The 23,472-nt window shown below is 39.7% G+C and carries 23 protein-coding genes and 2 pseudogenes; 16 read left to right on the forward strand and 9 right to left on the reverse strand.

Annotated elements, in window-relative coordinates; genetic code table 11:
• The first annotated feature begins 80 nt into the window (after window positions 1–80).
• A complete protein-coding gene (locus F902_RS21040; protein ID WP_005206929.1) occupies window positions 81–1,100 on the forward strand; it encodes an NADP-dependent oxidoreductase in 1,020 nt (339 codons plus the stop codon).
• Between the two features lie 16 nt (window positions 1,101–1,116).
• On the forward strand, window positions 1,117–1,755 hold the full coding sequence (locus F902_RS21045) for a glutathione S-transferase family protein (RefSeq protein WP_005206931.1): 639 nt from the start codon (window positions 1,117–1,119) through the stop codon (window positions 1,753–1,755).
• Window positions 1,756–2,167: 412 nt separating this feature from the next.
• Here F902_RS21045 and F902_RS21050 read toward each other — a convergent pair.
• Window positions 2,168–2,347, reverse strand: a pseudogene (locus tag F902_RS21050) (hypothetical protein); the annotation flags it as partial.
• Between F902_RS21050 and F902_RS21055 the strand changes: the two are divergent.
• The 8 genes and pseudogenes from F902_RS21055 to F902_RS21090 form a co-directional block, all read left to right on the forward strand.
• A pseudogene (locus F902_RS21055) lies at window positions 2,333–2,506 on the forward strand (DDE-type integrase/transposase/recombinase); the annotation flags it as partial. The pseudogenes F902_RS21050 and F902_RS21055 sit on opposite strands and share 15 nt — an antisense overlap.
• A gap of 297 nt (window positions 2,507–2,803) precedes the next feature.
• Window positions 2,804–4,393, forward strand: coding sequence for a peptide chain release factor 3 (locus tag F902_RS21060; protein WP_005206934.1), 1,590 nt, complete (start codon window positions 2,804–2,806; stop codon window positions 4,391–4,393).
• A gap of 69 nt (window positions 4,394–4,462) precedes the next feature.
• Window positions 4,463–5,290, forward strand: coding sequence for a hypothetical protein (locus F902_RS21065; protein ID WP_005206936.1), 828 nt, complete (start codon window positions 4,463–4,465; stop codon window positions 5,288–5,290).
• A gap of 119 nt (window positions 5,291–5,409) precedes the next feature.
• Complete coding sequence (locus F902_RS21070) at window positions 5,410–6,324, forward strand: RsiV family protein (RefSeq protein ID WP_005206939.1); 915 nt, start codon at window positions 5,410–5,412, stop codon at window positions 6,322–6,324.
• Window positions 6,324–7,139: a TatD family hydrolase gene (locus F902_RS21075; protein WP_005206941.1), complete on the forward strand. Its 816-nt coding sequence runs from the start codon at window positions 6,324–6,326 to the stop codon at window positions 7,137–7,139. Before F902_RS21070 ends, F902_RS21075 begins: the two co-directional genes overlap by 1 nt.
• Window positions 7,140–7,264: 125 nt before the next feature.
• The gene (gene acnA / locus F902_RS21080; RefSeq protein WP_005206950.1) at window positions 7,265–10,021 is read left to right on the forward strand and encodes an aconitate hydratase AcnA; all 2,757 of its coding nucleotides are present in this window, start codon (window positions 7,265–7,267) and stop codon (window positions 10,019–10,021) included.
• A 110-nt stretch (window positions 10,022–10,131) separates the two neighbouring features.
• Window positions 10,132–11,319, forward strand: coding sequence for an MFS transporter (locus F902_RS21085; protein WP_005206951.1), 1,188 nt, complete (start codon window positions 10,132–10,134; stop codon window positions 11,317–11,319).
• Window positions 11,320–11,380: 61 nt separating this feature from the next.
• Complete coding sequence (locus F902_RS21090) at window positions 11,381–12,151, forward strand: tRNA threonylcarbamoyladenosine dehydratase (RefSeq protein WP_005206952.1); 771 nt, start codon at window positions 11,381–11,383, stop codon at window positions 12,149–12,151.
• Between the two features lie 13 nt (window positions 12,152–12,164).
• On the opposite strand, the gene F902_RS21095 is transcribed toward F902_RS21090, so the two are convergent.
• Window positions 12,165–12,644, reverse strand: coding sequence for a CHAP domain-containing protein (locus tag F902_RS21095; RefSeq protein ID WP_005184842.1), 480 nt, complete (start codon window positions 12,642–12,644; stop codon window positions 12,165–12,167).
• A gap of 670 nt (window positions 12,645–13,314) precedes the next feature.
• On the opposite strand from F902_RS21095, the gene F902_RS21100 reads away from it, so the two are divergent.
• The gene (locus F902_RS21100; protein WP_005206953.1) at window positions 13,315–13,794 is read left to right on the forward strand and encodes a copper resistance protein NlpE N-terminal domain-containing protein; all 480 of its coding nucleotides are present in this window, start codon (window positions 13,315–13,317) and stop codon (window positions 13,792–13,794) included.
• A gap of 277 nt (window positions 13,795–14,071) precedes the next feature.
• Here the strand turns inward: F902_RS21100 and dusA are convergent, their stop codons facing one another.
• Entirely contained in the window at window positions 14,072–15,088 is a 1,017-nt protein-coding gene (gene dusA, locus F902_RS21105) for a tRNA dihydrouridine(20/20a) synthase DusA (RefSeq protein WP_005206955.1), read from the reverse strand.
• 133 nt (window positions 15,089–15,221) lie between these two features.
• Here dusA and F902_RS21110 point away from each other — a divergent pair, with 133 nt between their 5' ends.
• Complete coding sequence (locus F902_RS21110) at window positions 15,222–16,370, forward strand: tyrosine-type recombinase/integrase (protein ID WP_005206957.1); 1,149 nt, start codon at window positions 15,222–15,224, stop codon at window positions 16,368–16,370.
• Here the strand turns inward: F902_RS21110 and F902_RS21115 are convergent.
• The 3 genes from F902_RS21115 to F902_RS21125 are packed head-to-tail and all read right to left on the reverse strand — an operon-like array spanning window position 16,354 to window position 17,212.
• Window positions 16,354–16,626, reverse strand: a complete 273-nt coding sequence (locus tag F902_RS21115) for a pyocin activator PrtN family protein (RefSeq protein ID WP_005206962.1) — start codon at window positions 16,624–16,626, stop codon at window positions 16,354–16,356. The two genes, F902_RS21110 and F902_RS21115, sit on opposite strands and share 17 nt — an antisense overlap.
• Window positions 16,623–16,901, reverse strand: a complete 279-nt coding sequence (locus F902_RS21120) for a helix-turn-helix transcriptional regulator (RefSeq protein ID WP_005206964.1) — start codon at window positions 16,899–16,901, stop codon at window positions 16,623–16,625. Before F902_RS21120 ends, F902_RS21115 begins: the two co-directional genes overlap by 4 nt.
• Window positions 16,902–16,921: 20 nt before the next feature.
• Window positions 16,922–17,212, reverse strand: coding sequence for a pyocin activator PrtN family protein (locus tag F902_RS21125; RefSeq protein ID WP_005206965.1), 291 nt, complete (start codon window positions 17,210–17,212; stop codon window positions 16,922–16,924).
• Window positions 17,213–17,406: 194 nt separating this feature from the next.
• On the opposite strand from F902_RS21125, the gene F902_RS21130 reads away from it, so the two are divergent.
• Complete coding sequence (locus F902_RS21130) at window positions 17,407–18,384, forward strand: hypothetical protein (RefSeq protein ID WP_005206972.1); 978 nt, start codon at window positions 17,407–17,409, stop codon at window positions 18,382–18,384.
• A gap of 99 nt (window positions 18,385–18,483) precedes the next feature.
• Here F902_RS21130 and F902_RS21135 read toward each other — a convergent pair whose 3' ends face one another.
• Window positions 18,484–19,416: a hypothetical protein gene (locus F902_RS21135; protein WP_005206973.1), complete on the reverse strand. Its 933-nt coding sequence runs from the start codon at window positions 19,414–19,416 to the stop codon at window positions 18,484–18,486.
• Between the two features lie 537 nt (window positions 19,417–19,953).
• Between F902_RS21135 and F902_RS21140 the strand changes: the two genes are divergently transcribed.
• The 3 genes from F902_RS21140 (at window position 19,954) to F902_RS21150 (ending at window position 21,812) form a co-directional block, all read left to right on the forward strand.
• Complete coding sequence (locus tag F902_RS21140; RefSeq protein WP_005206974.1) at window positions 19,954–20,832, forward strand: YagK/YfjJ domain-containing protein; 879 nt, start codon at window positions 19,954–19,956, stop codon at window positions 20,830–20,832.
• 211 nt (window positions 20,833–21,043) lie between these two features.
• Complete coding sequence (locus F902_RS21145) at window positions 21,044–21,397, forward strand: hypothetical protein (protein ID WP_005206975.1); 354 nt, start codon at window positions 21,044–21,046, stop codon at window positions 21,395–21,397.
• A 142-nt stretch (window positions 21,398–21,539) separates the two neighbouring features.
• Complete coding sequence (locus tag F902_RS21150; RefSeq protein WP_005206976.1) at window positions 21,540–21,812, forward strand: hypothetical protein; 273 nt, start codon at window positions 21,540–21,542, stop codon at window positions 21,810–21,812.
• A gap of 70 nt (window positions 21,813–21,882) precedes the next feature.
• Here F902_RS21150 and F902_RS21155 read toward each other — a convergent pair whose 3' ends face one another.
• Together F902_RS21155 and F902_RS21160 are read right to left on the reverse strand one after the other, a co-directional pair.
• Window positions 21,883–22,623: a hypothetical protein gene (locus F902_RS21155; RefSeq protein WP_005206977.1), complete on the reverse strand. Its 741-nt coding sequence runs from the start codon at window positions 22,621–22,623 to the stop codon at window positions 21,883–21,885.
• A gap of 56 nt (window positions 22,624–22,679) precedes the next feature.
• The gene (locus tag F902_RS21160) at window positions 22,680–23,414 is read right to left on the reverse strand and encodes a hypothetical protein (protein WP_005206978.1); all 735 of its coding nucleotides are present in this window, start codon (window positions 23,412–23,414) and stop codon (window positions 22,680–22,682) included.
• Window positions 23,415–23,472 lie beyond the last annotated feature (58 nt).

The following is a 23,472-nucleotide window of genomic DNA, read 5'->3' on the forward strand; positions in this document are numbered from 1 at the left end:
ACAATGGTTGTAAAGAAATTTTAATCATAATTTTTGATTGTGAAGAGAAATACTTCTAAATAAAACATGGAGTTATATTTGTGAAAACAGTTATTAATCAACGCATCGTTTTAGCTAAACGGCCAGTGGGTGAGCCAAAACACAGCGATTTTCGTATTGAGCAAATTGAGCTCAATGAACTTAAACAAGGCGAGATATTGTTAAAGACCATTTACTTGTCACTCGATCCTTATATGCGTGGTCGCATGAGTGATGCTCCTTCATATGCAGCACCGGTTGAAATTGGCGAAGTGATGGTCGGTGGAACAGTCAGTCAAGTGGTGGCCTCTAAAAACCCAAAATTTAAAGAAGGCGAGTGGGTTCTTTCCGGAAATGGCTGGCAGAGCTACGCAATTTCTAATGGGTCTGCCTGTCAAAGCTTAGGTATGCAACCTGAACATCCATCTTGGGCATTGGGTATTTTGGGAATGCCAGGATTTACTGCTTATATGGGGTTGTTGGACATTGGCCAGCCTAAAGCTGGTGAAACTTTGGTCGTTGCAGCTGCAACAGGACCTGTTGGTGCTACGGTTGGACAGATTGGCAAACTTAAAGGTTGTCGCGTGGTTGGCGTCGCAGGTGGGGCTGAAAAATGTCGTTATGCAGTAGAAGAACTCGGCTTCAATGCTTGTATCAATCATCATGATGAAAATTTTGCAGAACAATTACAACAAGCAGCTCCCAACGGTATTGATATTTATTATGAGAATGTGGGGGGTAAAGTGTTTGATGCTGTATGGCCATTGCTTAACTCTGCGGCACGTGTACCGGTGTGTGGTGTGGTTTCCCAGTATAACGCTACCGAGCAAGCACAAGGGCCAGACCGTTTACCGGGCTTTATTTCTACCCTTTTAAAAAAACGTATTCGCATGCAAGGCTTTATTATTTTTGATGATTATGGCAGTCAGTATCCGGAATTCTATCAGCAAATGTCTGAATGGTTGAAAGACGGAAAAATCAAATATAAAGAGCATATGGTGCAAGGTTTAGATAACACGATCAATGCTTTCAATGGTATGTTGAAAGGCGAAAACTTTGGCAAAGTCGTTGTAAAAATTTAAAAAAATAGGAATTATCATGATTACACTACATCATTTAGATCAATCACGTTCTTTTCGCATTTTGTGGTTACTTGAAGAAATCAAGCAGCCTTATGAGCTGAAACGCTATTATCGTGACTCAAACACGCATTTGGCCCCTGACTCTTTAAAAACCATCCATCCTTTAGGGAAATCTCCAGTATTGGAATGGGATGGCAAAGTTATTGCAGAGTCAGGCGCAATCGTTGAGTTATTAATTCAGAAACTTGCGCCGCATTTAGGACCTGATATGGATGAACCTACCTATGTCGATTATCTACAGTGGATTCATTTCTCAGAAAGCTCTGCCATGCTGCCATTTTTATTAAAAACGTTTAATGCGATTGAAACCAAGCAGGGTACGAAGTTGGTATTTCTAGAAAATTATACCCAAGTTGAGTTCGATAAAGTATTTAGCTATTTAAATGAATATTTAAAAGATAAAGAGTTTCTAGTGGCAGACCGTTTAACCGGTGCTGACTTTATGATGGGCTTTGGACTACATGCTTTAGTTTATCATATGGGACAAGGTGAAAATTATCCCCATATCCAACGTTATGTAGCAGGTTTAAGCCAACTACCTAGCTGGCAAGCCGCAGTACAAATTGAACAAAATGGTGTGAAAAGTCAAAAATAGCAAGATTGATTTTTAAGGCAATTGAGAAAAAGAATCGTGATTGTCAAGTACAGCTAGTTATAAAATAAGCTGACACATATTTAAGTAAACGCCTAATGAATTTCATCGGGCGTTCTCTATTTTAAAGATAAGGAATTACCATTATTTAAGACAAGTTGCGCCTGTTCTTCCACTGTAAATTCCTATCAAAAGAGCTTGAATATCGTGACGGTTACGTTGAAAGATATAATCAACTTTTGAAAGAAAGAAACGTGGCTAACGCACAGCAAGATTAAATTATTCCTCGGGGTCTTAAACAAGTAAACTACATCATTTTACTAACATAAACACATATACGTAAAAATCAGGCCCCGTTTAACTGGCAATAGTTTTTGAACCCTTGTATAAAAGCTTAAAAGAATCTAGCAAGTCTTTATTTAATGTTAATATTCATCCAGTATTGAGGTTTTTTATCTTTTCTTGCCTGTGATCTAGGTTGTAATACTCTAATTTCATACTCACCTGAAGCAGGTAAAATATAAATACCATTATCATCAAGCTCTGGAGAATATTCTCCAAGATTGATGGAGTCTTTTAATTGATTACCCCTGCTCTCAGCATGGCTGTTGGCAATCATAAACCATCTCGAAAATTAATCGTTCACTCGGACAGAGGAAGCCAATATTGCAGCCATGAATATCGCAATATGATTGAAAAATATGGATTTCAGGCTTCGATGAGTAAAAAAGGCGATTGCTACAATAATGCACCAAATCAAATGGCAGAGGACTTTTACAAGTTGCCTGCCTAGAATCTCCTAAGTAAGAGTGTCCTGTTAATCCAGCAAACATCAATTCCCGATAAGCCGAAAAGTCCGAAGCAAAGAGATAAATTGAGTTTATAAAACTAGGTGTTTCCCCCCCCCAAAAAAAAAGCCACTGGATTTCCACCTATGCCTATACAACTCTAAATCTGCTACAATTACGCCAATTTTGAATTCCCACTTTTTCAGTTTTAGTACATATTTAGAAATGTGTACATAACTGTGTACATATTGTAGATTTTTCTTATGTTTAAAGATGAATTAGCTAGAGAAGTAAAGGCTCGTAGAACCTTTGCCATCATTTCCCACCCCGATGCGGGTAAAACCACCATGACAGAAAAACTGTTGTTATGGGGTAAGGCGATTCAAGTTGCTGGTATGGTAAAAAGCCGTAAGTCTGATCGTTCTGCAACGTCGGACTGGATGGAAATGGAAAAAGAACGTGGTATCTCGATTACCACATCGGTGATGCAGTTCCCTTATAAAAAGCACACCATTAACTTACTTGATACACCGGGGCATGAAGACTTCTCAGAAGATACTTACCGTACCTTGACCGCAGTGGACTCTGCGTTGATGGTGATCGATGGTGCAAAAGGTGTCGAAGAACGTACCATTAAATTGATGGAAGTGTGTCGTATGCGCGACACACCAATCATTTCATTTGTGAACAAAATGGACCGTGAGATTCGCGAGCCTTTAGAGTTGCTCGATGAAATTGAAAATGTCCTGAATATTCGTTGTGTGCCGATTACATGGCCTTTAGGTATGGGGCGTGATTTTGCGGGTGTTTACAATCTGCTAGAAAACAAACTGTATGTCTATAAAGCAGGTTTTGGTTCAACCATTACCGATATCGAAGTGCGTGATGGTTATGATCATGCTGATATTCGTGAAAAAGTTGGTGAGTTGGCATGGTCATCATTTGAGGAATCACTTGAATTGGTACAAATGGCCAATGAGCCATTAGACCGTGAGTTATTCTTACAAGGTAAACAAACCCCTGTATTGTTCGGTACAGCATTGGGTAACTTTGCGGTTGACCATGTCTTGGATACCTTTATTAATTGGGCGCCAGAGCCGAAAGCACATCCAACGCAAGAACGTATTGTTGAAGCCAATGAAGAAGGTTTCACAGGCTTCGTGTTTAAAATTCAGGCCAATATGGACCCGAAACACCGTGACCGTATTGCCTTTATGCGTATTTGCTCAGGTAAGTATGAAAAAGGTTTGAAAATGAATCATGTGCGTATTGGTAAAGATGTCCGTATCAGTGATGCATTGACTTTCCTTGCGGGCGAGCGTGAGCATCTGGAAGAAGCTTGGCCGGGTGATATCATTGGTTTGCATAACCACGGGACCATTCAGATTGGCGATACCTTTACCAGTGGTGAAGATTTGCATTTCACCGGGATTCCGCACTTCGCACCTGAAATGTTCCGCCGTGTTCGCCTAAAAGATCCTTTGAAATCGAAGCAATTGCAAAAAGGTTTGAAAGAATTATCTGAAGAAGGTGCAACCCAAGTATTTATGCCACAGATCAGTAACGACCTGATTGTTGGTGCAGTGGGTGTGTTACAGTTTGATGTGGTGGCTTACCGCTTAAAAGAAGAATATAAGGTTGACTGTATTTATGAGCCAGTCAGTGTGCATACCGTGCGCTGGGTGCATTGTGATGATGACAAGATCCTGAATGAATTCAAGAAAAAAGCACATGACCAGCTTTCAGTGGATGGCGGTGGTCATCTGACTTATCTTGCACCAAGTCGTGTAAACTTACAGTTAATGCAAGAACGTTGGCCAGACATTCAGTTCCGTAACACACGAGAACACTAAACTGCACAAAAACAGCTTCTAATTAGAGGCTGTTTTTAATTGAACGAACTAAAAATAAAGGATGATGCAATGAACACTTTAAAACCACTTTTTGCTGTCAGTGTATTGATTGGAATGATGGCTTTAACGGCATGTGATCATCCGAATAAAAATGAAAGCACTGCAGAGCAGACCAAAGAACAGGCTGCGACATCGGTCGAAAAAGCCGATGTTCTTCCTTACTTAAATATGAAAGAAGCCAAGGCCGATTATGCCTTGCCATTTTGTGAGAAAAAGAACTGTATTGATGTCGATATCCAAACCATTAAAACCCAAGATGAATGGCTGAATGCGTGGATTGCGAAAAATCAGGCCAACGTGATTCAACAGCAGATTGAGTTAAATAAGAATCTAACCTTGCAACAAGCGATTAATGCCTATGTGAAAAAGTCGGATGAATGGCAGGATAAGTATTCTAAAAACAAAGCCTATGAACTGCATTTAACCACACGTATTGCCTCGCAACGGAATCAATATGTGTTGTTGCAAGTGGGCGTGGATACGCAACAAGAAGATATTGCGGTGAAAGATCGCTTCTACTTTTTTGTGGCAGATCGAAAGTTGCAGAAAAGTGTGAGTGTTTTGGATGTGATTCAGAAGAATCAGCAAAATGCCTTAAACCAGATTATTCAAAGCCACTATCAAACATGGGTAGACAAGCAATCGGCAGAAGTCAAAAAGCAAGTGCCGAAAAAACTGTATTGGGGACAGGCTGATTGGTTCTTTGATGGAGAAGGCATTGGAGTGCATTATCGTGCCAATGAAATCAGCAAAGATGCACCACAGTTAGATATTTATTTAACCACTGAACAAAGCAAACAGATGCTACAAGCTGAAATTTACCAGCAAATGTTTTAATTGAGACAGAAGTCACTATTCTAAGTTTCGTATAGAAATTGCATGTGCCTGTAGCGGTTTTGCTTTAACTTCGATAGCATTTAAAAATCTTGTGTAATAACAATGCTGATAGGTTTTAAATGAAAACAATTTCTAAATTTAGCGTTCTCGCATGTGCAATTCTGCTTGCCGCTTGCCAGCCGAAATCAGAACCTAAAGAATCACAGGATAAACCGACAGATCCACCAGCGGCACAGCAAACTACCGAGCCGATTTTGCGTGGTGAAACGGTGAAGCTACAGGTGACTTTACCTGAATGTAAAGGTAATACCTGCCCAGATTTTACCGTTGAACGATTACAAAGTAATTTCCCATTTATTGACCAGTTACTGGATCAGCAGATTCTCGATCAACTGAGTAAAATGCTCGATGTCGTTGATGCCGATGCTTCAGCAGCATCTGCTCCAAAAACGACTGAGCAAAAAACAGGTTTAGATGCTCAGGCACAAGCCTATGCCAATGCCTTTGTTAAAATAGATGATGAGTTAAAAGCACTGAGTAGTAGTCATCAGATCAGCTTAATGGTTAAGCCTAAAATTTTGCAACCGAAAGGCCAGCTAGCAACCGTAGTGTTGAATAGCAGCAGTTATTTGGGTGGAGCGCATGGTTCAACCTCACAACGTTACTATAACTTTGATTTAGCGAACCAAAAACAGATTCAATTGCATGACCTATTATTGCCGAAGCAAAAAGCAACTTTAGACAAACTGGCGCATGACGCATTTAAAGTGTGGATTGTCGATTCAAAACTTGCAACAGATCCGAAAGAATATGAACAGGCTTGGCCATTCCAAGTCACCGATAATTTCTTATTGGGTGAACAGGGTTTAATTCTGCAATATGGCGAATATGAGATTGGTCCTTATGTCGTCGGTTTACCGCGATTAGTGATTCCATTTAGTGAGTTACAAGGCGTGTTAAAACCTGAATATTTACCAAAAATTGATACGCCAGCAGCATCTACCCCCGCTGCAAGTACGCCAAGTCAAAGTTAATGCAACTGTTCGATACCCATACCCATTTTGATGTTGCCGATTTTGATCATGATCGGCAACATCTGGCTGAACAAGCAAAACAGGTTGGGGTCGATGCTTTGGTGCTAATCGGTTTTGTTGAATCCCGATTCGATGAGCTGATCCACACCCATCAACAATTACACGCTTGGGATAAGGTGCCGACTTCTTATCTGGCACCTGGCTTGCATCCTTTTTATATCGAACAACATCAGCCAGAACATTTACAGCGACTTGAGCAAGTCTTACAGCAGCATGACTGTGTGGCTGTAGGTGAAATTGGTTTAGATACCTTTTTAAAACAACATAAACAGCCTGAACTATTTGCCAAGCAACAACATTATTTTATTGAGCAACTTGTATTGGCAACTCAATATCAAAAGCCTGTGTTATTGCATATCCGTAAGGCGCATGCAGAAACCATTGCCATTTTAAAAACACAAAAATTCAAATTGGGTGGCATTGCTCATGCGTTTAGTGGTGGCGTCGAAGAAGCCAAAGCCTTGGTTAAACTGGGCTTTAAAATTGGGGTGACAGGACAAATCACCAATCCAAATGCCAAAAAACTGCATCAAGTGGTACAAGCGATAGGCAGTGAAAATTTGGTGATTGAAACAGATTGTCCAGATATGACGCCGTTGTCTTGCCAAACTTCAACCGAGCATCGCACACGTAATACCCCAGTCAACCTACCCTATGTTCTGGAAAGTTTGGCTCAGACCCTTGACCAGCCTGAGTTGCAGCTGGCTGCACAAGTATGGCAAAACTCCTTGGCTGCGTTGCGACTTAAATTTTAAGAGAATAAGCAAATAATCTCGTTAAAAATAAGATACTAAAAGGGAACACATACTTTTCTAAACAGGGGTACATTAAAAGAACAATTTGATAATAAACAACCAGCCAATACTGGGAGGGTAACCTTATGGCCAGATATAGCAAAATCAATAGTTTCAATGCATTACAAACACTCACCGTCGGTTCGACATCCTATCAAATCTATAGTTTAGCGCGAGCAGCTGAAACACTTGGCAATATTGATAAATTGCCAAAGTCTTTAAAGGTTTTGCTAGAAAATTTACTCCGTTTCGAAGATCAAAAAAGTGTAAAAGTGGAGCATATTCAGGCCTTGGTTGATTGGCAGAAAACCAAAAGTTCTGATCAGGAAATTCAATATCGTCCTGCACGGGTGTTAATGCAGGATTTCACTGGTGTTCCAGCAGTGGTCGATCTGGCTGCGATGCGTGCCGCAATGTCTCAAGCAGGCGGTGATCCTAACCTGATTAATCCTTTGTCACCCGTTGATCTGGTCATTGATCATTCGGTGATGGTTGATCATTTTGCTGATGAAAATGCCTTTGCCGAGAACGTTGAAATTGAAATGCAACGCAATGGCGAGCGTTATCAATTCCTACGTTGGGGACAATCTGCATTTAATAATTTTAGTGTGGTGCCACCCGGTACAGGGATTTGCCACCAAGTCAATTTAGAATACTTAGCGCAAGCGGTCTGGTTAGGTGATGATGAAGGTCAGGTTTTTGCCTTTCCAGATACCTTAGTTGGAACAGATTCACATACCACCATGATCAATGGCCTTGGTGTACTTGGTTGGGGTGTGGGCGGGATTGAAGCCGAAGCAGCGATGCTTGGGCAACCTGTATCCATGTTGATTCCAGAAGTGATCGGATTCAAACTCACAGGCAAATTGAATGAGGGCATTACTGCGACCGATTTGGTTCTGACCATTACCCAAATGCTGCGTCAAAAAGGCGTGGTGGGTAAATTCGTTGAATTTTATGGTGATGGTTTGGCTGATTTACCATTGGCTGACCGTGCGACCATTGCCAATATGGCACCTGAATATGGAGCAACCTGTGGTTTCTTCCCGATTGATGATGTGACATTGGGATATTTAGCCCTAACTGGCCGCAAACAAGAACGTATAGATTTAGTCGAAGCCTATAGTAAACAACAAGGATTGTGGCGTCATGCAGGCGATGAACCTGTATTTACCGATACCTTGAGTCTGGATATGAGTACCGTACAAGCCAGTCTGGCTGGGCCAAAACGTCCACAAGATCGGGTTTTGTTGGGTGATGTTCCGAAAACATTTAATGCATTGATGGAGCTGAATTTAAAACCTGCGAAAGAAGCCAAAGAACGTTTAGAGAATGAAGGCGGCGGAGGTACGGCTGTTGAAGCCAAGAAAGCGAATTTAGCGCATGAAGAACCTTCGTGCACCATTGAAGGTAAATCTTATCCATTGAATCATGGTGATGTAGTGATTTCCGCGATTACCTCATGTACCAACACTTCCAATCCAAGTGTGATGTTAGCTGCGGGACTATTGGCTAAAAAAGCAATTGAGAAAGGTCTGCAACGCAAACCATGGGTGAAAAGCTCACTGGCTCCGGGCTCTAAAGTGGTGACCGATTATCTGGCTGCGGCAGGTTTAACGCCGTACTTGGATGAGTTGGGCTATAACTTAGTGGGTTATGGTTGTACCACCTGTATTGGTAACTCTGGGCCTTTACCTGAACCGATTGAAGAAGCAATTCAGTGCCATGATCTGAATGTGGCTTCAGTGCTTTCAGGTAACCGTAACTTTGAGGGACGTGTTCATCCATTGGTAAAAACCAACTGGTTGGCGTCTCCACCTTTGGTCGTGGCTTATGGTTTAGCGGGGAATATCCGTACTGATTTAACCACCCAACCAATTGGACAAGGCAAAGATGGACAAGATGTTTATTTGAAAGACATTTGGCCAAGTCAGTTTGAAATTGATCAAGTACTGCAAAAAGTGAATACCGACATGTTCCATAAAGAATATGCAGCAGTATTTGATGGTGATGCAACTTGGCAGGCGATTCAGATTCCACAAAGCCAAACTTATGCGTGGCAAGATAATTCGACTTATATTCGCCATCCACCATTTTTTGAGGAAATTAATCAGCCTCCGAAAGCCATTCGCAATATTGAACAGGCACGCATCTTGGCGGTATTGGGTGACTCAGTCACCACCGATCATATCTCTCCAGCAGGGAATATCAAAAAAGACAGCCCAGCAGGACGTTATTTACAGCAGCAGGGAGTTGAACCGAAAGATTTCAACTCTTATGGTTCTCGACGTGGTAACCATGAAGTGATGATGCGTGGGACTTTTGCCAATATCCGAATCAAGAATGAAATGCTGGGTGGTGAAGAAGGTGGTAATACCATCTTTATTCCAACAGGTGAAAAGCAGGCCATCTATGATGCATCCATGCTGTACCAGCAACAGAAAACACCGTTGGTGATTATTGCAGGTAAGGAGTATGGAACGGGTTCATCACGAGACTGGGCTGCAAAAGGGACCAATCTCTTAGGCGTTAAAGCGGTCATTGCTGAAAGTTTTGAACGGATTCACCGCTCTAATTTGGTCGGTATGGGCGTCTTGCCATTACAGTTTGTGGATGGGCAAACACGTCAATCCTTAAACCTCACTGGCCGTGAAGTACTGTCGATTCATGGATTATCTGATGATATCCAACCACATCAAACTTTGGATATTCAGGTACAACGAGAAGATGGTAGTCAAGACCAATTCAAAGTGTTATGTCGTATTGATACCTTGAATGAGGTGGAATATTTTAAAGCAGGTGGTATCTTGCATTATGTATTACGAAATCTGATTGCTGCATAACGAAACACACTCTTAAATCAAAGATGAAAGCTGGTCTTTCATCTTTTTTTGTTTGAATTTCAAGCATTCAGCGTTAAGGTAGTCAGGCCCGATTAAATTGGATAAAGGCTTTGAATCAGTTACCTCGCTATGTTTATTATCTCTTGGTTGCACAGGCCTTTAACTTAATTGCTGCGGTGTTGTCTGTTACCGTGGCTGCAATTGTGGGGTTAAAGTTAGCGCCAACTCAGGCTTTGGCTACAGTTCCGTATGGTCTGCAGTTTTTAGCGATGTTACTGACTACTTTTATTTTTTCTTTTCTAATGAAAAAGCTTGGGCGGCATTTGGTTTTCCAGTTTGGTTGCATCTGTCTTTTCTCTGCTGGTGTTCTCGGTTATTTGGCTCTACAGCAGCAACAATTTTATTTATTGTGCCTGAGCCATTTTTCATTGGGTTTATTTATCTCAACTGCGAATTTTTATCGTTTTGCGGCCTCTGATCGGCTGGCAACAGATTTAATTCCAAAAGCCACGGCGATGGTGATTTCGGGTGGGGTGATCGCAGCAATTATTGCACCGATGTTGGCAATTCAGTTTCAACAGGTAGCAGGCTTACCCGATTTCACTGCGATATATTTCATCTTTAGTGTCTTGGCCTTGTTGCTTTCTCCGATCTTGTATCTATGGAACAAAAAATTCCAACGCCAGCAGATACAGCAAGTGCTGATTGAACCAACTCAACGTCGCAAACTGCCAAGCACTTTGATTATCGCTGCGGTGATCAGCGGTGCATTTGCCTACTATATTATGAATGTCATGATGATTATGTCCTCCTTACATCTCAAGGAACATCACTCATTTCATTATGCTTCCATCTCGATTCAGCTACATGTGCTGGCCATGTTTATCCCATCCTTCTTTGTGTCAAAACTGATTCAACGCTGGGGAACGCATACCACGATTTATGTTGGTTTTGCTTTGTTGATGTTATCGTCTTTAATTCCAATGTTTGGACAGGTCGGCATCTATATTAATGTTGCCTTGATCGTTCTAGGCGTGGGTTGGAATTTTGCTTATTCAGGTGCATCAACCTTGTTAGCAGGTCTTAACGAGCAGCAAAAACATCGTGTCCAAGGCATCAATGAAACAGGAATTGCTTTGTTTGCAACATTAGGGGCATTTTTACCTGCACCGATTTTGAGTAGTCTCGGATGGATCAATGCAAACCTGTTGGCTTTATGCATGAGCCTGATCGTTTTTATCTTGTTGGTTATTTTAATTCGCCGAGATCAACCATCAAGTAAAGTTTCAGTGGGCTAACCTAAAACCAGTTAAACACGGTAAAATAGTACTTTGATTCAAAAGATAGACCACGACTGTGATGACCGATGTTCCTGTAAATGATGAATATGAGCGCCGTTTTGCGGGTGTCGCCAAAATTTATGGAGAAACTGCCTTTTCGCATTATGAACACAGTCATGTCATGGTGATTGGGATTGGTGGCGTCGGCAGTTGGGCGGTTGAGGCACTGGCGCGGACAGGGGTTGGCGAGCTGACCTTAGTCGATATGGATGTGGTGGCAGCATCGAATATTAACCGTCAATTACCTGCGATGAGCTCGACACTCGGACAAGAAAAAATTGAAGTGATGGCGGAGCGTTGTCGCCAGATCAATCCACGCATGAAAGTGAATGTGATTGATGATTACCTGACGCCTGAGAATGTCAAAGAGATTCTAAATCCAGTGCCAAGCATTGTTTTGGATTGCATTGATGACGTCAAAGCCAAACTTGCCTTGATGCTGCACTGTCGTTTTAACAAAATCCCGTTGATCGTTTCGGGAGGAGCGGGTGGCAAACTTGATCCACTGAAGATTCGGGTGGCAGATTTATCCAAGACCGAACAAGACCCAATGTTGGCGAAGCTGCGTACTCAACTGCGTTCTATGGGGATTTGCAAAAAGCCAAAAGAGAAATTCGGCATTACTTGCGTGTATTCGATCGATAACCCATTTTCTAGTGCGGATGTTTGCCCAAGTGCGGGTCTACGCTGTGGCGGATATGGCTCGGCAGTGGTGGTGACTTCAAGCTTTGCCATGGTGGCAGTGGCTGAAGTCTTGAAAAAGCTGGATAAAAAATCAGGGCTGAAATAATTGCCCCAATAAATTAAGCCTGCGGATACTGTGGTGCTAAGCGGTAATAGCTATACGTTACATTCGGATCTTTATAGACATCATAGCTAGTTTGCTTATAGTCAGACACCCATTGTGAACCGGTAAAGCCTGCAATGTGCCCATAGCGATGCTTTTTAGTGCGGTGGATAATGTAAATATCACCAGGTTGTGGGTTGTTAAATTCAGGATTAATTTTCTGATAACCAATTTGCTGTAAGGTGCGTCCCCAGTCTGATGCTGCAACAGGGTGCTGTACAATTTTAGCACCTGCTGACTGTAAAGCGATTCTGACAAATTTGGCACATTGCGATGAGCTACGATAAGACGCTCTTTTAGCCAACTTTTGAGAGAATTTACTGACATCAATGGCTGGCTCTGATGGAGCCTTCGGCATTTCTCGATAAGGAATAACCACCTGTTGCGAAGGTGGGTGAATCATACTGTGATCAACTGAAGGTACATCATAAATCATTGTGAATCTCTACCGCATTTTCAAAACAACTGAACGTGTGCCAGAATTTATTACGGCGCCCATAGTAAGCGATAAATCTTAAAAAAACTGAAATGTAACGTAATAATATAACATTTGAGCTGTTATACAGATCACTTAGCTAAATTGCTATTTAAGAATCTTTTTCATTATCAGTAAGTTGTTGGTTGATTAGTTTAGATAAAATGATTTGTAAGATTATATTTCATTTTTGATTAAAAAATAGACATATTGGCATAGGTATTAGATCTGCTTTGATGCATAGTTTTTATCTAAGTTGCTGTTTAATATCATGATATTTAGTAAATTGTTTGAGGTGATCTGTCCTGCGAAATCTTCTGATTTTCATCAGCATAGTGCAATGAATTCAGCCATATATCAAAGATTTTGTTTTGAATAGCTGAGTGTTTAAAATATTCAGTTCAATATTGCGATGTTTGATGGTGAATACTCCAATATCAATCACCTTATTCTGAATAAAAAACAGAGCCATTTCGTAAGACTGCTTTTTGCATAAAATCTAAAAATATTCCTTTGGCTGACATCAGTATTGCAGTACTTGCCATGGCACCATTCCTGAACGTATAGTGATGCGCCATGTCGTGTTGAGGCTGCGATGAATGTTAAATATTGAGTTTGAGAGAAATCGTATATGAAAAGGACATTGCTGACTTCCTTTGTTTTTGCCAGTATCAGTTTGGGATGTTCACAGTCAAATGAGGCAAAAAATCAAAGCAATACGCAAGCACAAACGCCAGATCTACACTCAAATAAGCAACATTTCGTCAATCATCCTGAGCTTAAGGCATGGGTCGGGCATTATTCTGGCGTGGTTCCATGTGCGACTTGCGTAACCAGTTGTGATGGCTGTTTGGGTACAGGAATTGATCTTAAAATCAACGCAGATCAAACTTTTGTCTTGGAACAAACCAATAATAATGATAATAGCCCAGCTAAAATTTATGCAGGGCAATTTAAGTTTTTGGATAATGATCAATTAAAGATTCAGCTACAAGGTGTTCCCACCCGAAATATGATTATGTTAGGTGATGAACTGACTGAAATCATTGATACAAAAACACAAATGCCTTTTGATTCTTATGAAGAGTTCCAGTTAGCTAAGAAAGCTTAACTTTGGTTATGTTTATATGGAAAGGGTGTCATCGCATGCCGAAAACCTGCACATTTTTACATTTTTTCTAGATCGACAAGTCCTGCAACAGGTGATGTCAACTTTGTTTGTTTCTGGAAGACAAAATTATGAAATCACGCTTGAGCATAGCCATGAGTTTAAGTGGTTAAGCTCAAGTGATGGGTTAGACTTTTAGGTTATCGCAAGCTCAGTGGTGGTGGAACATAGCGGATTACGCTATGTTCCTATGCAGAAAAGTGATGTTTAGCAGATCAAATTAGTTTTGATGCTCTTTCAAGTAATCTTCAGTTCTTTGCATTGCTGTTTGAATATTTTGAATTGCATTTTCGATATCAGCAATCGTTTTGGCATTGCCACCGCTCAGTGCTTGACGCCATTTTCTTGCGCCAGGCAAGTTTTGGAATAGACCTAAGATATGACGCGTGATAATTGAAAGCGGTGCACCCTCAGCAACACGCTGATGAATATATGGCATCATTTGTTGCATAATCTCAAAACGGTCTGGTGTTTCTAGATTCCAGAGTTGTCCCATCTCAGCTAAAAGATATGGATTGTGATAGGCTTCACGACCAATCATCACCCCATCAACATGCTGTAAATGTTGCTGTGTTTCTTCAAAGGTTTTAATGCCACCGTTAATCTCAATGGTAAGGTGCGGACGTTCTTGTTTAAGACGATAGACATCTTCATAGCGCAAGGGTGGAACTTCACGGTTCTCTTTTGGAGATAAACCCTGCAAGATGGCAATACGCGCATGTACGATAAAATGGGTACAGCCTGTTGCTGCCACAGTATCAACAAAATGCAACATCTCTTCATAAGACTGCATGTCATCAATCCCGATACGATGTTTCACCGTAACAGGAATCGAAACTGCTTTTTGCATACTGTGAATACATTCAGCCACCAGATTGGGTTCCGCCATTAAGCAGGCCCCAATTTTGTTGTTTTGCACGCGATCACTTGGGCAGCCTACGTTTAAATTGACTTCGTTATAACCCCAGTCTTCAGCCATTTTTGTACAGGTGGCCAACTCTTGTGGATTTGAGCCGCCGAGTTGTAACACAATTGGCTGTTCTTGTTGGTTGAAGTCTAAATGACGGTTTGCTCCACCATAGATAATCGCACCCGTGGTCACCATCTCTGTATAGAGAACCACATTTGGATTAAATAAGCGTGCAAAAAAACGGTAATCCTTTGTTGTCCAATCCATCATCGGTGCTACGCTGATTCTTGGATTACTAATGGTTTCAAGGTTTTTGTTAATAGTCATTTAAAATCATACCCTTAAATCTAGTATTTGAATCTGCGTAAACGCATGGTAACACCTGTGAATGTAGGTTTTGCTGTTTGCATTTACACCAAATCTTACACCATAATGGAAAAAATAGTTCACGGTGTAAATTATGGGGTCTGTTACAGTTAGAAAAGGGGCAGATGGTAGTGTGAGTTACCGTGCCGCTATCCGTATTAATCGAAAGGGATATCCTGTCTATTCTGAAAGCAAAACGTTCCATTCAAAGAAAATGGCGGAAAACTGGCTTAAGAAAAGAGAAGTTGAGATTCAAGAAAATCCAGACATTCTGTTAGGCAAAGAAAAACTTATAGACCTAACTTTGGCAGATGCCATTGATAAATATTTGGAAGAAGTTGGGAGCGAGTACGGAAGGACGAAACGCTATTCTCTACTCTTAATTAAGAAGTTTCCGATAGCACGCAATATTATCACAAAAATAAAGTCAGTACATTTGGCAGATCATGTTGCATTAAGAAAAGCTGGGGTTACTCACTTAGATTTAGATCCAATTGCAACAAGTACACAGCAACATGAGCTGCTGCATATTCGTGGTGTCTTGGCTCATGCCGCCGTGATGTGGGATATAGATATTGATTTAAACAGTTTTGATAAAGCTACGGCACAACTGAGAAAAACTCGTCAAATCTCTTCTAGTAACAAGAGAGATAGGTTACCAACCAATGAGGAATTAATAGCTTTAACAAAGTATTTTGTTGAGCGTTGGAAAATTAATAGGTATGGAACGAAGTACCCGATGCATTTAGTTATCTGGTTTGCCATCTTTTCTTGTAGACGTGAAGCGGAATTAACCCGTTTAAGCTTAGATGATTATGATCAGCATCATTCATCTTGGAAAGTTCATGATTTGAAAAATCCTAATGGCTCAAAAGGAAACCACAAGTCATTTGATGTCTTAGAACCCTGCAAAACGATGATTGACCGTTTAATGGATCATGAGGTTCGTAGCAGAATGCTTAAATTAGGTCACAATGAAAATTTACTCTTACCTCTGAATGCCAAGAGTTTGGGGAAAGAGTTTAGAGAGGCTTGCAAAATGCTAGGGATTGAAGATCTGCGCTTTCATGATTTAAGACATGAAGGATGTACTAGACTTGCAGAACAAAGCTTTACGATTCCTGAAATTCAAAAAGTAAGTTTGCATGATTCTTGGAGTAGCCTCCAACGATATGTTTCGGTAAAGGCTAGAAGAAATGTAATGCAGTTTGAGGAGGTGCTACGCCTCATTGATGAAACGTAGCAAAATCTTTTGAGGCTTCAGAGTATTGTTTATCTAAAAAGTTGGCTAGGTCCTTAACGTGCACTAGAAATGGGGCACGTTTACTTTTATCCAGTTTAAATACTGAAAAAGGAAACTCACAGTTATTTGCCTTTCTCAATGCTTCGGCTTTACTTAAATGTGGATAATAGTCTTTGACGATTATCATAAGCTCAACTGTTATGGAGCGATATTTTATAAACAAGTATTCGTTCATACTCATCTGGAATGTGCTCATTTAAAATTAACCTCCACCTTTTTACTTCTTGCCCTAAGCCAAATACTGATTTGACTTTCTGCCCAAGTTGGTATGCTAGATGTTAAATAGGTGGGTTTAGGAAAATCTCCACTACGAACCATTTTCCAAAAAGTGGATTCTGCTATATTCAACAAGCCTTTGCTAGCAGGCCTGTATGAAAGTCTGCGTCTATGTCCACTACGATCCACATAGTCCTTTGCTTGACGTTCAGTATAGTTCACTAAGTCCTTTACACGATAGCGAGCTTCTAACATTTAATTTCTCCTACCATTTTTCAACTTACTGACTGGATCGCTTTTTGTACTTTGTTTTGAAAGATCGAGTACTGGGTACGGTAAATATGATCAATCGCTTCAGCAAGCTCCTGTAGATTTACAAAAAATGCCCCTTTCTGACTTTCATCAATTCGGTAACATGTAAATGGAAATCGTTTTTCACGGGCCCTTGCTAACATGTTCTCCTTGCTTAGATTCGGATAATATTCCTTTACAACATCTTCAAGTTTTATGTGTACTGATCGGTATTTTAAAAATAGGTAATCGCGGGTTGTTAAATCTATAACCATGATTCATTTCCTTTCATGTCCTATGGACAAGAGTGTTTAAAGTTGTGTAGGTGTGTGATCACGTTTCTTATTATTCACTTTAGGGTTGGTGTAAATAAGGAATCAACAGCCGTAAAAATAACTTTTTGAAAATATAAAAATGTACAATCTGCACGGGTAGGTATGATTAATGGTTTAAATCGAACAAAGTCGCTATGAAAGTATTTGATAAAAGCTCAATGGATGAATTGGAAGCTGAGATATTGAACCAATATCTTAATATTGTCTGGTTGGAAGATTATTTGAATAATGGTTTGAAGCATGTTGAGCTTGTCATTAATTTTGATATGGAGGGTAGACCTGAGCCAAAAACAATTGAAGACTGGAGAGGGGCGCCTATTATTGGGATTGAAGTAAAAATAAAAAGAAAGCAAAATCTTGGTTCACAACACTTCAAGCAACAATTGTATTTTACAGTGGAGGAATATAATTCTATCTATAGGGAGATGGAGGAGAGCTGTAACGATCCTAAATATGACTTCTTAGATCTAAAATTTGGATATTCGATTCGTGAATTGATTTGCCTGCTGGATCAAATAACAGCATTGAGAGGAGAGTTGTGTAATCTGAATGATAAAGAAGGGTCTAAGGCTTACAAAGAGATACTTCATCAATATATTGGTATAGACACACTTACTTATGGAATTAAGAATCCATCCTTAAGACAACGGATTGCTAAAGGCAGAAGCACTCAAGGTGAGTATCAGAAAGCAGTAAAGGAAAAGAAGAAAATTTTTTTTGATTTATTGGTGAAACAGGTACAGAGTAATGGTAAGTACAAGAATGTATCGAAAGCGGTTAGCAAGAACATGGATGAAATCATGTATCAGTTTAGAATGTATGATGAAGCATGGATCCAGAAAAAGAAGAAATTAAGTATGGCTAGGATAATAAAACTGAATGAAGAAAAGCAGGAAGAGGCATTAACAGCATCAAGGAAAGTGAAGATGGAAAAAGAAATTGTTAAGCTATCAACTTTTATGCAACAGCTTGAGGATGGGTTAAATCACGGTTATCCTTTTGAGACGTTAGATAACATATTGCCATACAACACTACTTCTCTTGACGATGTGTTAATGAAGGTTTTGAGGCTTGAGAAGACTATAAAAGTGCAATGCATTGAACCCAGTTGATAAATCATTAGTTATACAAGATTTTTGAAGGTGAGCGACCTCCTTTAAGCAAATCATGGATGGGATGTCCCATCCATGAATGTTTATGCACTGAGATACTTAACGTGTAAGTGAGTAAAGATCATTGCCGTTAAAGTCCATACAGTCTTTGGTGTAGCGCTCATTGACTAGGCTTTCAATCATCTTTTCTTTGGTTATACCATTCTTCTCCGCCAATATCTCTAAGCTACGATGAGCTTTATCAGTCAGATGGTAATGATGCTTTCGACCTTTGTTTTTTGCCCTATGGCGTTTCTGATGCCAAGCATTTGAGATCTGAGTTTTAATAGCTTTGTAGATATTGGTATCTTTATCTAATAGACTGTCAAAGATAGCATTGATGACAACACTATACTCCTTTGGATTCAATGGCTTATAGCTGCTGCTATTGTGTACTCTGGCATTTTCTTTATCTTGATCCATATAACCTTTAGCCCATAGATAGAAATCATCATTATCGAAGTTTTTGAAGTGGAGAAGCTTTGTGTTAAGTATTTGACTAAAACGAGTTTCGAGATTATCAAGAGGGCGGTTATATTTGTAATAGTCGGGTAGTATAAAGACCGCATAGAGGAATCTAAAATATTCATTATGTATATTAAGTAAGTCATCATATAGTCGCTCATTCATGGAGATTCTATTAAGTGCAAAGTACAATAGACGCTTGTCTTTCTCATATTTTGAAAAGTCTCTGCCTCGTATTTCTAATGTGTTCAGAAAGGATTTTAAAATATCCAATAAATCGAAAGCTTCTCTTTCATTAATGCGATCACATAATCTTAAAACCTTATTCTTTATCTCATCAGTATGATTCAGAGTGTTTAACATCTGAATATCTAATTGGACTAAATCAGGATCTATGTTCGTAATCCTCAGTCTAGCACGACGTTCCATATCTTCTTTATTCATCACATGTAGAACCCAGATCATATCTGCATCGGAACATTGCTTAATGAACTGTTTTAGTTCTGTGTTGGTAGAGCTTTGATACATGGCTAATTTCCTTCTGACAGTAAGCTTTCCGAGGAGTTTAGCCAAATGTAGAGGGAGTTTCAGGAGCGATTCTAGGGAGATTTCAGTTGATTTCGTATTATTTTTAGATAAGCTTCAAGTAACGTATATAATGGTTATGCTATTAACTTGTATTGGTAATCCGTACTAAATCTCTGTAAATGATGAATCTGTTTTAACTTGGTTGCTGCACGTGTTTAAGTTTAATCAGTTTGAATATAAAACTAGTACAGGTGTTGTAGCGTCGGATAACTTGACATAAAACAAATCACTGATCATGTTCACTGAACTATCTATATATCACACTTGTTGACTTTAAAAAACCTATCAGAAGTGTAAAACCATACTAGCGGAACACATTATAGAGTAGGTGTAATGACTTAGTTAATAATACTAACATAGTACTTAACAAACATATCCTTATATACCTCTTATTCATTCAATAATGATATTCAAGCCTTTAAGTAATTAATTACACATCAGCCACTTCATGTAGTCCTAAACTACAGGTAAGTGAGCATGAAAGTAGAACCTAACCAAAATCAAATTAATGAAGCATCACTATTGATAGAAATTGAAAGGTTTGTTCTATCAGGTATGGATTCAACACGACAACCACGATCATTCTATGAAAACTTCACAGACCTTCTTTTAGACTTCCATCACGTCTATAACCCTGACTTTAGCTACGCATGCTTAATCGATCTCATTTGTAGTCTTTTGCATGACTACGATCTGAAATATGAAACATCAAGTTCCCTTTACAATCGTTTAAAGCAAACTTCATTTAGAGACTGGCAAAGGTATTTCAATCAAGCTAGAGCTGATCACTTCAATGAAATGCGGCAGCATCGTTATAACGAAAGATTAAATGCTAATAAGCTAGAGGATCGGTTATGTGAGTTGCAGAGGGAGTATTCTGCATTGTTAGTTGTACGAGTTGATTTAGCTTATACAGTTAATCCTGATATCGAACAGGTTGATCATGATTTAGAAAAACTGAGAAAAAGAGTCAATCGTTCTATTTATGGAGATGACATATTGCTGTTGGTATGGGCATTAGAGCAAGGGGAGAAGAAAGGCTACCATTGCCATGTGGCTTTAGTTTTAAATGAGCGTAAGCGCATGGATGCATGGAGTATAGCTAAAGCCGTAGGAGAGCTCTGGGAGGATACTACGGGTGGTAAAGGAAGCTATTTTAACTGCCATGATCGTAGATACCTAAAGCAATATGAAGAGCAGGGGATCGTTAGCATTGGAGTGATCTTTAGCAATGTACCTTATCAAGCAAATAAGATGCGTTCAACGCTTTCTTATTTGGCACGGCCTGAAAAAGAACAATACCTCAGAGTAAAGACTTCTCGGAGGATGCGTACCTTTGGCATGTCACAGCGTTAATTGAAATCATAAACAGATATGTACCATCTAGATGAGAAACATCTTCTCTTCATTAGTTTTGGTCTATTGATTTCCATTCACACTAAGCTAGGTCCAGTACCTGATCTGGCTTCGACTTTGTTGATCTCAAACTATGGCATTCAGTTTTTTTATACCTAAAACCCGTCTCTTATGTAACACCCCACAAGTTAAAAATTGGAGATGAATAATCATGAGTAGAATAGATGCTGATGAAGAGTATGAACTGAGTGAATATCAGAAACTGTTTAATGAGATAGAAAATTATGAATATGAATTAGGTCCGCTTCTCAGCGATATTATGTCTTACATGTACGAGTCGAATCCGCTTTATGGTTGTTCAAGAAGACTTAGGCTCGGATCATTTGCATTCAAAGGAGATTACCATGAGTATATTCTAGATGAAATTGATAGGTTTATCCGTGACAGTCATTATAGACCTCAACAATTCACTAAACTTTTAGATGAGGCTATAGTGGATCAGATATTCATGCTTGATGAGAAATTGACTATGCTGAACGAAAGGTTGGATAAATTGGACCCTTGAGGATAGGGCGGCTTATAAGTCATTTAAACAACATGTTGGAATAGTTTTATTTTTTTTCACATATATACCATCTAGGTGAGAACTCATCGTTTTCAGGGCTTGGCAGCATGCTAAGCCTTTTCTTATTCCAGAGGTATATCTTATGCAAATCAATTGTCCATATTGCCATTCAGAGCATGTGATCCGTGTTGTACAAAATAGCGGTTCACAGGGAAGTAATCAGAGTCTGGCATCGTCAGCATCGTTTGCCACGATGGGGGCAGCATTATCAAAGACATTGCCTGTGTCACCTCTTATTGGAGGGATAGCAGGTGTCGTAGTCGGTGGTTTGTTAGGTTCAGTATTTGGTTCTGCTTCAACTCAAAATGTTCAATCTAGCTTTCAATGCCAGCATTGTGGACATTCTTTTTATTGAGGGAGGATAAATAAACTAGGGAGGTGATGCCTCCCTGTGTCTTAAATTAAGGTAGTGGTTTGATTCCAGGCTAATTGCATTGCACAATTTGAGGATCAGTAATAAAAGTCTCAAAATACAATTGATGTTCGGCATTCTGAACAGGAGTGTCTTTGGCCTCAAAGCGAATGCAGTCACCTTGTTTTAAATGCTCAAAAATATAGTTCTGTGCGACGGACGTGTATTGTAAGTCAAACTTGACAGGGCCTGACTTGGTGTTCAGGAGTAAATCATAATCTCCTGTCAAAACGGGTTCCATCACTTTGAAAGTGTAACTATGTTTATAATTCTTGGGAAAGAAATCTGTCTGATTTTGTTCCGATGCAACACGGATGGGTTCACCATCCTGAATTAAATTGATTGGTGTAGATGAAGGTGGTGTTGTAACCTTGGCATTGATGATCTTTTCAATCTCATTGTCAATGTAGTCACCAAAATCTACATCCTTATAGTATCTCGAATCTCCCTGAAGCCAGCGTAAATAAAGGCTCGGGCGTTGCTTCTTGAGATGTTCAACTTTTTGATTCATTAGGTTAAGCAACTGGTTATATTGGGTTACTCCTAATTCGGCTACAAATTTATTTTTTTCATCAATCATTTGTTGATACTCCATTTCCGTAGCAACTATTGCTCGTCGAACACGAATATCATTACAACTGACAGAATTATCTGCGGTACAAGACTGGGCCTGATAAGTTAATTTGGCATAGTTGACTTCATTACAGCCAGCTAACAATAAAGCAAGTGAAATGGTACAAGTAAATTTTTGCATGACTGTTCTCTATGGATCAATGGGGTCGATGTGTTCTGGTTTTGTAGTTCTGATACCTATGAACCAAATTTCCAGTCACCCTGATCTGTTGATACAACAACTTCAAGAATTCTATCTCGGCTACAATTCTTGGTATCCACAGACATCATGTGTCCAAAACCAAGCCGTATCGGATTACTCATTTTTTGCAATAAAGGACAGTTGCCACGATTGACTGTGACATTTGAAATGGATACGTCATCAACGAGTGATTGAACTTTGATCATTGTTATAAATGAGTGGTGTGGATTTTGTTCTAACGCAATTTTAACTGGAGAGGTTGCAGGAATTGTCGAAGTGGTTTCATTTTGATTTGCAGGGGTATTGCCACGCTCAATGATATCAAAGCAAGTTTCATTTAAGGCTGATTCAATATCTGAGGTTTTTTTATTCCATGATAGTTGTTGGCTATCGCAGCCATAGACATCATCCGATTGATTGTCTAAAAAACGGATGTTCCATGTATAAAGAAAAAGGTCTTCTGATTGCTGACGTAGGAACTTAACATTATCAACTGAAAAGGCGGTATAGCGATCAGGGTATTTCTGATCAAGAAGGTATTGCAAGGTCTCTTTACCATAGGTTGCAATATCATTTTTGCCTTGATCAATAAACTTTTGAGAGTCAGATGTATTGGCATTAATAGCTTCTGTTTGAGTGCTATTCGATGATGCGTTTTCATTTGATTCATTTTTAGTACAAGCTTGCATTAAACAAGCAGCCAGTAAAGTAATGATGATTTTTTTATTCATGATGATTCCTAAAACGTGTACATGCATGGGCTGTGCAGGCATGGATGTACAGATGCTT

Origin of the sequence: Acinetobacter higginsii (genome assembly GCF_000369525.1) — a bacterium.
In the GTDB taxonomy this organism is placed as follows: Bacteria; Pseudomonadota; Gammaproteobacteria; order Pseudomonadales; family Moraxellaceae; genus Acinetobacter; species Acinetobacter higginsii.